The 11,581-nt window shown below is 39.3% G+C and carries 8 protein-coding genes; 2 read left to right on the forward strand and 6 right to left on the reverse strand.

Features of this window, described 5'->3' with window-relative positions:
• Positions 1 to 4 precede the first annotated feature (4 nt).
• From ACYZZR_RS05390 to ACYZZR_RS05405, 4 genes are all read right to left on the reverse strand, one after another.
• Positions 5 to 562, reverse strand: a complete 558-nt coding sequence (locus ACYZZR_RS05390; RefSeq protein ID WP_461532979.1) for a hypothetical protein — start codon at positions 560 to 562, stop codon at positions 5 to 7.
• The gene (locus tag ACYZZR_RS05395) at positions 516 to 1,940 is read right to left on the reverse strand and encodes a site-specific DNA-methyltransferase (protein WP_461532980.1); all 1,425 of its coding nucleotides are present in this window, start codon (positions 1,938 to 1,940) and stop codon (positions 516 to 518) included. Before ACYZZR_RS05395 ends, ACYZZR_RS05390 begins: the two co-directional genes overlap by 47 nt.
• A 324-nt stretch (positions 1,941 to 2,264) precedes the next feature.
• Complete coding sequence (locus ACYZZR_RS05400; protein WP_461532981.1) at positions 2,265 to 3,725, reverse strand: ATP-binding protein; 1,461 nt, start codon at positions 3,723 to 3,725, stop codon at positions 2,265 to 2,267.
• A 98-nt stretch (positions 3,726 to 3,823) separates the two neighbouring features.
• Positions 3,824 to 6,955, reverse strand: coding sequence for a type III restriction-modification system endonuclease (locus tag ACYZZR_RS05405; RefSeq protein ID WP_461532982.1), 3,132 nt, complete (start codon positions 6,953 to 6,955; stop codon positions 3,824 to 3,826).
• A gap of 447 nt (positions 6,956 to 7,402) precedes the next feature.
• On the opposite strand from ACYZZR_RS05405, the gene ACYZZR_RS05410 reads away from it, so the two are divergent.
• Positions 7,403 to 8,416, forward strand: coding sequence for a 3-oxoacyl-ACP synthase III family protein (locus tag ACYZZR_RS05410; protein WP_461533047.1), 1,014 nt, complete (start codon positions 7,403 to 7,405; stop codon positions 8,414 to 8,416).
• 31 nt (positions 8,417 to 8,447) lie between these two features.
• Here the strand turns inward: ACYZZR_RS05410 and ACYZZR_RS05415 are convergent, their stop codons facing one another.
• Positions 8,448 to 9,434: a hypothetical protein gene (locus tag ACYZZR_RS05415; RefSeq protein WP_461532983.1), complete on the reverse strand. Its 987-nt coding sequence runs from the start codon at positions 9,432 to 9,434 to the stop codon at positions 8,448 to 8,450.
• Positions 9,435 to 9,668: 234 nt separating this feature from the next.
• On the opposite strand from ACYZZR_RS05415, the gene ACYZZR_RS05420 reads away from it, so the two are divergent.
• A complete protein-coding gene (locus ACYZZR_RS05420) occupies positions 9,669 to 10,820 on the forward strand; it encodes a cysteine desulfurase family protein (RefSeq protein ID WP_461532984.1) in 1,152 nt (383 codons plus the stop codon).
• Positions 10,821 to 10,908: 88 nt separating this feature from the next.
• On the opposite strand, the gene ACYZZR_RS05425 is transcribed toward ACYZZR_RS05420, so the two are convergent.
• Entirely contained in the window at positions 10,909 to 11,538 is a 630-nt protein-coding gene (locus ACYZZR_RS05425; protein ID WP_461532985.1) for a hypothetical protein, read from the reverse strand.
• Positions 11,539 to 11,581 lie beyond the last annotated feature (43 nt).

The raw sequence follows: 11,581 nt of genomic DNA on the forward strand, positions 1-11,581 counted from the left end.
GCTCTTATATCACCTTCATCTCACTTTGTGGTGCCAACTGTTTCAACAATTGTTTTACGTTTTCTTTAGCGGTATCGTCTTTGAAACCTTTGTCGCGGAAAACGATGCGCATAGGTTGGTCTTTGGCGATTTCTTTGGCAAAAGCTTCGTCTATGTCTTTATCGAAACAGCAGTACAAAGAATCTCCGGCGACGGCAAATACTTCTTTGCCGGCAATGTTTTTACGCTCGATAGGTAAAGACAATTCCAAGCCCCAATCCAGCATAATTTGAGCGACTAAATCTTCGGCGCTGCGGTCTTCTTTGACGTTGTCGGCAAATATGTCTAATTGTGCTTGATTGTAATCTTGCGGTTTGTAATACACATCTTGCATATTCGATGAATCTAAACGGTAGACACGGAAACCGTAATCTTGCTCGTCTTTAAATTCTGTGAACAATCCTTCTTTTTTGGCTTTCTCTGCTTTTTCTTCCTTTATTTTATTGGCAGCTCGGCGTATGCGTTCTTTACCAATCTCACAGATGTTTTTGTAACCGGCTTTGTAGGCTTCGCTTTTTTTCATCGGTGGTTTCGGGCAATTGTACCATCATGTATTTGCGCTTGCCGCCATCTTCTGCATTGAGTTGCATTACGGCGTGGGCAGTGGTGGCGGAACCGGAAAAGAAATCAAGAATAATGTCGTTGGAATTAATAGATTCATTAAACTTCAATAAATATTTTAATAATGACGTTGGTTTTGGGTAGTCAAAAATTTTATTGCCAAATGTTTTTTGCAAATCTTTTCCTGCTTCTTCGGTAGTTTCAACACCTACCGAAATGTCAATTAAATTTGGAGGAACTTCTTCAGAATATTTTTGCTTTTTATATGACAATACACCACTTTTCGAACAGTTAATAACTGTGTTATTTTTAATTTCCTCTTCTAACTTGTCTTGTACCCAAATAAATCTGTTTTCAAAAACTGCTTCATTAATATTTTTGTAATTTTCAATAGTTATGTCATTTAGCAATTTATTTGGAAACTTTTCTGTACCATAAAGTCCAGCTTCAAATACACCGTTCTCAATTTTAAAATTGATCGAATTAATTGGAAATCTTAGTTTTTTTAGACTGTTTTGAGGTTTAGTAAAAGGGTCGTCGCTTTTACTGTCCTTTTTAACTCCTTTATACTTATTGGTGCTCCTTTGTTTTTCATATGCTAAAACAAATTCAATATTTTTCTTTATTTTATATGACAGGTTAGGTGGAGTAGCTGACTTAAACCATTGCCATTGCCCCACAAAATTCCCTTCCCCAAAAATTTCATCACAAATCTTGCGCAGGTTATGTACTTCGTTGTCGTCAATCGAGATAAAAATTACGCCATCTTCGGTCAGCAGGTTTCGGGCTAATTTTAAGCGTGGGTACATCATACTCAGCCAGTCGCTGTGGTAGCGTCCGCTGGTTTCGGGGTTGGCTTGCAGACGTTGTCCGTATTCGTCTTTTTGTCCGCTTTCCAGCAGTTCTTCTTCTCCGCTTTTAGCAAAATTGTCTTTATATACAAAGTCTTTCCCGGTGTTGTAAGGCGGGTCTATGTAGATCATTTTTATCTTGTTCAGGTAACTTTCCTGCAAGAGTTTCAACACTTCTAAGTTGTCGCCTTCTATGTAGATGTTTTCGGTATTGTCAAAATCCACGCTATCCTCACGCACCGGGCGCAAAGTTTTGTTGGTGGGGATATTGGCGGTCACAATGGCTTCGCGTTTGCCCGGCCATTCCAATCGGTAGCGTTCTTTGTTGCCTTCTACTATTTCGGTAGCCAATTCTTGTTTCAGCATATCGAAATCCACTTTCTTTCCTTCAGCGGTTTCGGTAATGCAATTCGGGAAAAGCGCCGCTATTTTTTCGATGTTCATAGCGGTTATATCGGTGGATTGTAAGGGTAATTTATCGTTGTTCATTTGTTTGTTGTCTTTAATCGGATTTTTTATTTTAATTTATCTATCACTAAAAATAAATTAAATCACTAAAAATCAATTCATTACATTTTTTATTTTCGATTTTTATTTCTCCGTTATTTTTTTTTGAAATCAATTTCGTTTTTTGTTTTCAACACAGAAAGCAAATCAATTTTCTGAATATCAATTATTTATATAGTTTTATTTCTGATTTTCGTTTTCATTTCGTTTTTTTTGTTCCACTGCGATTTCCGAATTCTAATTAAATAACAAAACACTGTAAATCAATTAATTAATATAATTTTACGAATTCTAATTAAATAAAAATCAAGCCCAGTACGGAACGTATTTACTGAATTTTTTAGAGACATTCCCTTCTTCTTTCGGTTTTATTTTTCCTGCCTCAATAGCTTCTTTTATTAATAATGAAATTTGTGATGCTTGTTTATCGTGCATTCCAAATCGCTCTCTTAAAGAGGCGTTATTAAATCCTCCATCTGCAAAATAGGTAATTACGGCATGTTGATAGGCAGCTTCTATACGCTCATCACTGGTCATTTCTGCATAAGCTTTAGGTGCATACATCGTTACCCGAAATGAGTTTTCAAGTTCTTCAATTTTTAAAGGAGGTAATCCAAACAGCTCTATTTCAATTACTGCTTTTTCAAAGCCGGAGCCTCGTTCTTCACAAATATTATAACGTCTAAATGCAGCCGCTAAAATCTCATTTCTTGATTCGGGCGTTGTTCGTATAAGACGGTCGATTTTTTTGGATGGCAATAGTTTACCTGGATTGGTAAACACAATACGATCATCAAAAATCTCTACCATAGGACCAGCGCCTCTAATGGTAAAATCCTGATGAATAAGCGTATTAGCCACCAATTCGCGAATGGCAATTTCCGGATAAACAGAAGTATTTACCCTTAGTGCGTTTTTAATAACTTCGCTATCGTCTAAAAGTCCTTTGATAAAAGTAATCAAAGCCTCAAATCCAATGGCATACCCTTTGTTTCCGGGAAATTCCTTGCTGGCTCCAGCTTTGTTTTTCCCTTCATATTTAATCAGTCTGATTGATTTTCGAACCAAACCATCAAAATGTTTTAAATCTTTAGCTGCGGTAATGGCTCCAAAATTGGTAATATAATATCCTTTCCCATCTGCATTAACCAACATTTTTTCATCCTCTAACCATTTTATGATTTCCGGCAAATTTGCAGGTGTGGGCTTATTGAGTAATTCTAAAATTTTACTAAAATCCAATAAATCAATCACCTCAATTTCAGTCAACAATTTCGATGCGTGTAACTCTTCCCAAGTCGGGGATTTACTATTTAACATCAACGCTCCTACATCTTGCCGCGATGCTTTTCTTGTTGAGCCACCACTTCTAATAAAACTATCCTCTACGGTTTTTCCATGTAAAAACACAGGCTTCACCGCACTTTCTTTAATGTAAATAATCAATACCTCTTTCTCTTGAAATTTTTCAATAGAGTAGTCAATACTAACCAATGGTTCAACGCCATCTCGACATAAGGAAGCAAATTTATCTACAATAGCATTTGCTTCATTTGAACTTAGCCCAATTACTTCTTTCGTATTATTCTTTATCCCAAAGACTATAAAGCCACCTCCTGGCATATTTGCAAAAGCAGATATATGCTGGCATAATTTGGCATTATTGGGAGAAATAGCTTCTTTCCAATCTAATTCATTCAGTTCTACAGCTACTTTCCCTAAAGATTTCTCTAAATATTGTAATGCTTTTGGAATCCAACTTTTCATTTCTATACTTCTTATTTCCGAATTCGGAACAAATAAAAACTCATTGATAGTCAATTACTTTTATCCGTTTTCCGAATTCAAATTAAATAAACTTTTTATTACTTCAACTGTGCAATGTCTCGTAATTTATCGTAAGTTGCAATCACATCAAATTTCACTTCGCCGTTGCTTATACTTTTGAAATGTTCTTTTGCACAATGAATTTTTAAGGCTTCCACTGCTCGTAAATCATTGGTATCATCCGAACCTTTGGTTTCTGCCACAAAATAGATGTGTTTTACTTTTTCGTTGTCTAATACAATGGCCCAATCCGGGCTATAATTGGCAACCGGTGTTGCAACGTAGAAACCTTTTGGCAATTTGGCATATACAATCACTTCTGTGGCTTGTTCCAAGTTTTTGGTAAACTCACGTTCTATTTTAGAATCAGTTTCAAGGAAATCGTATATATGCTTTTGTAATATTTCTTCAGTACGCAATACGTTTTTACCGTTGGTAAATACCGTTTTGGCATCAAAAGATTCCTCGGTTTTGTGATAAGCTATATTGTTAATAATCAATGAAGCTTTGGTTTCGTTAATCAGCTTTGCAGATTTAGCAATAAACTCTTCAGGATTTTTACGCAGTAAGGCAAAAGTTTTAGGTTCGATTTTCTTTAAAACTGCAACGATAGTACTGCGTTTTAAATTAGTTAACGCTACAATTTCGCCAACAATATCGTAAGTCACTTCGGTGTATAAGTCAGAAGATAATTTCTTGGAATCGGTTTTGGTGAGATAAATGGCTTCTCCTTCTTTCAACATATTTTTTTCAATCTCGCCCATTTCACCGGTTTTGATTTCGTATTTTCTGTCCGAAATATGTAAATCGGCATTTAGTCTGATGGTACTTTGGTTGATCAACTTTTCGGTATCGAACTGAACTTCGTAAACTGTTTTCAGACTGATTTTTTTCCAGAGTTCCTGAAATTCTTTTTTGGCGAAATTCTTATTGACCGTCAACGGAACGGTGTTTCGGTCATTCTCTGGTTTGATGCCTTCGCCGTTATAGACTGTTTGCAATAATTGACTAACCGCCGAAGCGTATGCTACTAAATTTTCGGGAACAGGAACTTGATTTTTTTCGATCAGTTCTTTTCCTTCGGGTGTGATTTTATCATCATCATCCAAAATATCGTGTTTGTACAAAAACTTATTTAGCTTTTTGGCGTCTTCATCGGTTAAGCGAATGGTTTCACCTTTTTCGTTGGTCAATACTTTTCCGAGGAAGAATTTGGTGTCCGCTTTTACCGGCCGTTCTTTCAGTGATTTCGCAATTTCGGTTTGTAAACCCTTCGCAAAATCTTCATAGCTTTCAGATGCAATTACGGTTAGCACATTGAGGTCGTGCACCTGTTCGCCTACTAATTCAAAATCCTGACGGACACCATTTTTATCGACGGCCAAACGCATACCACGTCCTACTTCCTGCCGGCGACGGGTCTGACTGCCGCTGTCCACATTTTTCAACGCACAGATTTGGAATACATTCGGGTTGTCCCAACCTTCTTTCAAAGCCGAATGGGAAAAGATGAAACGTGTAGGTTCCTCGAAACTCAACAAACGTTCTTTATCTTTCATAATCAAATCATAAGCCGAAACATCATCTGAATCTTCACGACCACGTTTAATAGTAGGATCGACAGGTTTTCCTTTTTTGTCAATAGAAAAATAGCCATTGTGTACTCGGTCGGCGTCATCGCGTTGCAAATAGCCCAGATAACTACCCGGCGCATATACTTTGGAGGTTTTATGCACATCGGTCTCCACCACGTAATCGGTATATTCCTGATGAAACAAATCGATGAATTCGTTGATGGCATTTTTGTATTCTTCTTCAAAAATCTGCGCATATTCACCCAGAGTTTCTTCACCCATCTCATCGTACTTCCGGTATTTTTCTACCGAATCAATAAAGAAAAGCGACAAAACTTTGATACCTTTATCAAACAAGACTTTCTCCTTCTGCAAATGCGAAAGAATGGTTTCCCGAATCTGAATTCTGCGGAAAGCCAGTTCATCTTTATCATTTAGCATATCGCCAGGATAAATATCCTGCCCATTGACCACAATTTTGTTTAAATAACCATTTACTTCGGTGATAGTACAATTTTTATATGCTGGTAAACCTCCAGAAAGTTCATATAAATCTGCGCCTTGTTCTAATTTTTCACGTACCCGTTTTACACCATTGCCTGAACGTTTTTCATATTCTAGATAGGCTATTGGCGGTTTGTTGGCGCTCAGACTGATGTATTCAAGGTATAGATATCCGGTTGTTCCCGAAGTACCTTTCAGGTTGATTCCTTTAACTTGGATTTTCTTAACCAACTTTTTATTGTAAGCATCCAGTGCATCCAAACGAAAAATCTTATTGTATTCTTCCAAGTGTGTAGCTGAATAACGCAAAGTAAAAAGCGGTTTAAAATCTTCCATACTTTTCAGTGTCTTCGAGCCTTCTTTTCCGACCGATTGTGGTTCATCAATGATGATAATCGGTTTAGTTTGTGCAATAATATCAATTGGTCTACGCGATCCAAAATGATCCAATTCCTGATGGATACGTCTTGCATCTGCACCACGCGCTGCAAAAGCTTGCGTATTAATCACCATTACACTAATGCGTCCCTCCGAAGCAAAGGTTTCAATATCCTGCGGACGCGCAGAATTGTAGATAAACGGACTGATTTTATGTCCGTAAATCTCCTGAAAATGATCTTGCGTGAGTTCAAAGGTTTTGAAAACTCCTTCCCTAATAGCTATGCTGGGAACGATGACGATGAATTTGCTCCAACCGTATTTTTTATTCAATTCGTACATGGTACGGATATAGGTATAGGTTTTTCCTGTACCTGTTTCCATTTCTATGGTGAAATTATAACCAATATGAGCACCCTTTACGATATCTAATTTCTGATTTTCGATGAGGTAGTGTTCGCGTTGAACATTTACAATATTTTCAAAAACTTGTTCTGGAGTAATTTGGATAGCGCTGTTTCTATAGCCAATCAACTCTTCCACACCGTATTCCAATGTAGCAATTCCGCTCGCCCGTTCTTTCGCTTTTCGCAGAATCTCTGCACTTTTCTCTAAAGTAAAGCGATTGGTTTTCAAGGCTTGGCCTTCAAAACATTTTACAACAGCCTCAACCGCTTGAATTTGAAAATCTTGTTCTTTGAATTGTAACTTCATAAGAAAGTAAGTATGTTTTATCTGCAAAATAAGGAATAATAAAGGAAATGTTCTTGCGGATTGGCGTAATGCTCTATTTTTCTACATAATTATTAATTAAAGCTTCAGGTTGAATTTAATACTCATATCCGAAGTGGAGCATATAAATGCCTCTAATTCTTTGATGGAGTCTGATCTTTTGGTTGGCTTGAGCTCCATAATTCTATTGTTTTTTATTTCTGTTATAGGAACTAAATTTATTAAAATATCATTGAAATCTTATGTTGTCTTGTATTGTTTGTTGTTTAGAGATTTATGGAGGGTTTATTTCGTGGTATAATCCATAGGAGGTTTCCTTTAAAATGCTCTTATTTCACATTATTTTATCTGTTTTTGGCCTCCGATGTATACAGACTCAGATTTATTTTATAGTTTTAGTATTCTCAAGTTAAAAAAAACAGTAATATGATGTACAATTCCAGAATTTCCGGAACGGGTTATTACGTACCGGAACATGTGGTGACCAATAATGACCTTGCCGATATTATGGATACCAGCGATGAGTGGATACAGGAGCGCACCGGAATTAGGGAGCGGAGACATGTGGCAAAGGGCGATGGGAATACCACAGCCAGTATGGGGGTGAAAGCGGCCGAGAAAGCGATAGAGAGTGCAGGTATAGATCGAGACGATATCGATTTTGTCGTGTTTGCTACGCTCAGTCCGGACTATTATTTTCCCGGACCTGGTGTTCAACTTCAACAAGATCTGGGATTGAAAACAGTAGGAGCCCTGGACGTCAGAAATCAGTGTTCGGGCTTTATCTACGCACTTTCGGTGGCCGATCAGTTTATCAAGACAGGGATGTATCGGCATGTTTTGGTAGTTGGTTCGGAATTACATTCTTTGGGATTGGACATGACCACTCGAGGTCGCGGGGTTTCGGTGATCTTTGGCGACGGTGCCGGAGCGGTAATTCTGAGTAGAGAGGAAGACCGGTCTAAAGGGGTGTTGTCTACACATCTCCACTCTCAAGGCGAGCACGCCAAAGAATTGGCGTTGATTGCACCGGGTATGGGGAAGCGATGGGTTACGCAGATATTGGAGGAGAACGATCCGGACGATCTGTCTTATTATCCGTATATGAACGGGCAGTTTGTATTTAAGCACGCCGTGTCGCGGTTTAGAGAGGTGATTGTTGAAGGTTTGGAGAAAAACAAGCTCACAGCATCAGATATAGACCTTCTTATACCCCATCAGGCAAATCTTAGGATATCGCAGTTTATCCAACAAAAATTTGGACTTTCGGATGAGCAGGTATTCAACAATATACAGCGCTATGGCAATACCACGGCAGCATCCATCCCAATAGCGCTGGCCGAAGCTAGGGAAGCTGGAAAGCTCAAAGAAGGAGATTTATTGGTGCTAGCAGCTTTTGGCAGTGGATTTACCTGGGGGAGCGCTATTGTTCGCTGGAGTTAAGTAGCGTTTAAAATACAATAAGCCCTACAGTCTAGGGCTGTGAATCTTCATCATCGGTACTACCTCCTGTGGTCAAAACACCCAGAGAAGTATTAGCAGGAATAAGTCTTCTGTCCTGATTGTCGAGCAATAACATTTTGGCCAGATTTATTTGGTGTACATAGCCGTTGTTCTCACCATTTTCACTGGTGGCAATGCTAATCTCTCCCTGTGATGCTTCGTATACGGCTTGTTCTTCCGGGGTTTCAGGCTTTTCAGAAGCACAGAAATATCCCTCCGGAACGGGTCCACTGAAAATATGGAAAAAGACTCTCGAGTCAGTACCGATATCACTTGTTCGAAGTGAATCTTCTTCGGTGACCTGATCGAGCAGCATGTCTTTTTCAAGATCGAGAACTATGGCAATACCTTTTCCTTCGTTTGTGATACCTGTTTTGTAAAGCAGGGTGTCGTTGCAATAAGATACTACATTGTCGTTGGAATAGACGATGTCGAGATTGGCATTTTCTGGAGATGTAGAGAAGGTACCTAGATAGAATTCATCTTCTATTATGCTCTCTCCGGCTTCGTTTTGGAGCACGGCACCGTGGATTCTGATACCGTGGTTAAAGCCGCTGCCGTCGGCTTTGGCGGTAGTTGCAGCACGTACTATTCCGCCACTTGCAGTAATTTCATTTTCTACCGAGGGCGTGGCAGGGGTAATGACACTACAAAAGTAGTTGTTGTCTACGTCACCGTCGAAAAAGCGGTAGTACAATTTTGAATTGGAAGGTATAAGACTTTCAATGCTGTCTGTAGTGGCTCTGTTTCTCAAAAAATTAGTGGGTAATTGCAGTATAAGAGCCTCATTTTCGTCCGCCTTAAATATAAGTCCAGTTTCTCTAAAGTTGTCGCAAGAAGCTATATCAGATTCTGAGAGGTCTACGCGTTCTATCTCTAAATCTCCGTCGTTGCACGAAAACAGAGAAAGTGATAGGACAAATATTGCAATTGTGTTTTTTAAGGTCATAGCATTCATGGCAATTGATAATCTTTGTGCATTGTTTAGGATAAAACGTGTGTGGTGTTTTGACTGTAAACAATCCTTCTAAATCTTCAACTGCTCACCAAAAAGCTCAAAGCTTGTACTTCTTTGCGTCTCTATGGTGGGCGTATCCGTTCAAATCACTTAAATTTGTACACGCATTTCCGAAACAAAAGTAATGGAAATGTGTGTATAACCTATAATATTATCTGTAATTTTAAAGAACTGATGCATAAGATATATCTCGACAATGCGGCGACTACTCCCATGAGAGAAGAGGTTGTCGATGCCTTATACGCTGTGATGAAAGAGCAGTATGGCAATCCATCTTCTACACATAGCTTTGGGCGCTCGTCTCGCACCTTGATAGAGAAGGCCAGAAAGACTATCGCGAGCTATCTCAATGCTTCTCCTTCCGAAATTGTTTTTACTTCAGGGGGGACTGAGGCGGATAATATGATACTTCGCAGTGCCGTTCGCGATCTAAAAATACAGACTATTATTACTTCTCCTACCGAACATCACGCGGTTTTGAATACAGCCGAACAATTGCACAAGGAATACGGAACCGTGTTGAAGTTTGTCGCTCTCGACGCTGAGGGAAGTCCCGATCTCACCAACTTGGAACAGCTTCTCCAAGAAGATGATACTCCAAAACTGGTGAGTCTTATGCATGTGAATAACGAGATAGGAAACAGGATAGATATAGACAAAGTTGCTCGTGTTTGTAAGGAAAACGAGGCCTTGTTACACTCAGATGCCGTACAGTCTGTAGGGCATTGGGAGTGGGATTTACAGCGCAGTCCGGTAGATTTTCTAGCGGCTTCTGCTCATAAATTTCACGGTCCGAAAGGAGTGGGATTTGCCTTTATTAGAAAAAAGACGGGAATGCAACCTCTGATTTTTGGAGGGGAACAGGAGCGTGGCTATCGCGCAGGAACCGAGGCCGTTCACAATATAGTGGGAATGGAGAAGGCCTTTGAAATGGCCTATGAAAATTTGGAACAGGAACGAACGTATATAAGTGGGCTAAAGGAATATTTTATCACACAGCTCAAAGCTCGTATCCGCGGATTGGAGATTAATGGCAATGGCGGCTGCGCTGAAAAGAGTACCTATACGCTGATCAACGTTCGCCTTCCTTTTAGTTCAGATAAAGCGCAGATGTTACTCTTTCACCTCGATCTAAAAGGTATCGCCTGTTCGCAGGGAAGTGCCTGCCAAAGTGGAAGTCTCATGGGGTCGCATGTGCTCAGTGCGGTGTTGAGTGAAGAAGCACAGAAACTACCGTCGTTGCGATTCTCTCTTTCGTCTTTTAATACAAGGGAAGAATTGGATTATGTTGTGGATACACTGGGGGAGTTTGTGGGTGGTTGTTAGGTTGTTTGGTTATTAGGTTACTTAGTCAGGACCTCGTTAACTCAATAACCCATTAACTCAATAACTCATTAATCCAATACCTCACCACCTACTTCTCATAAGGAAACTTCCTAGAGGCCTTTTTCATGATGGATTCTATGATGTCTCGGGTGTTTTTTCCGGATTTTCTGTTCATGGTTTTTTCAAATTTCCACAGTAGTTTTCCGGTCTTGCCGTCGCTTAGTTTTACCGCGATACGGCCGTAGTCGCTTTCTCCGCTTAGCACATCAAAAAAACTGGGACTTTCTACTCCTTTTGATATGAGTTTTCGCAGTGTCATATTACCGCTTATTAGAGCGTCTACATCGAGAATTTTACAGAGCTCTTCGGTGGTGTAGATGTCGATATTGCTCAGGTTAATTCCGTTTTTACTCAATATAGCATTGGTGTTTTTGATGTCTTGAAATTCTATTCGAAAGTTTTTTTTGTTTCCTTTTTGTGAAAAATAGCTCTCCAGAGCTTCCTGTACAGCATAACCTTCTGTCGCTTTCAGTTGATTCATTTGCTGATCGCTTAGGTTGTTGGAATGCTGTAGGTGTAGGGTGGTCAAGAAGGGGACAATGGCCAGAATTTTATGATCTGTGCTCAGTTCGTCGAAGTGTTTGCTTTCGTAAATAGTTTTCTGGGCAAAACCGGTTGAAAAAGTCAGGAATGCCAGTATAAATAATATTCTTTTCACCTTTTAGAAGTGTTTTTGTCACTTAAATAACTGCGTATCCCTA

The organism is Sinomicrobium sp. (genome assembly GCA_029266035.1).
GTDB lineage: Bacteria > Bacteroidota > Bacteroidia > Flavobacteriales > Flavobacteriaceae > Sinomicrobium.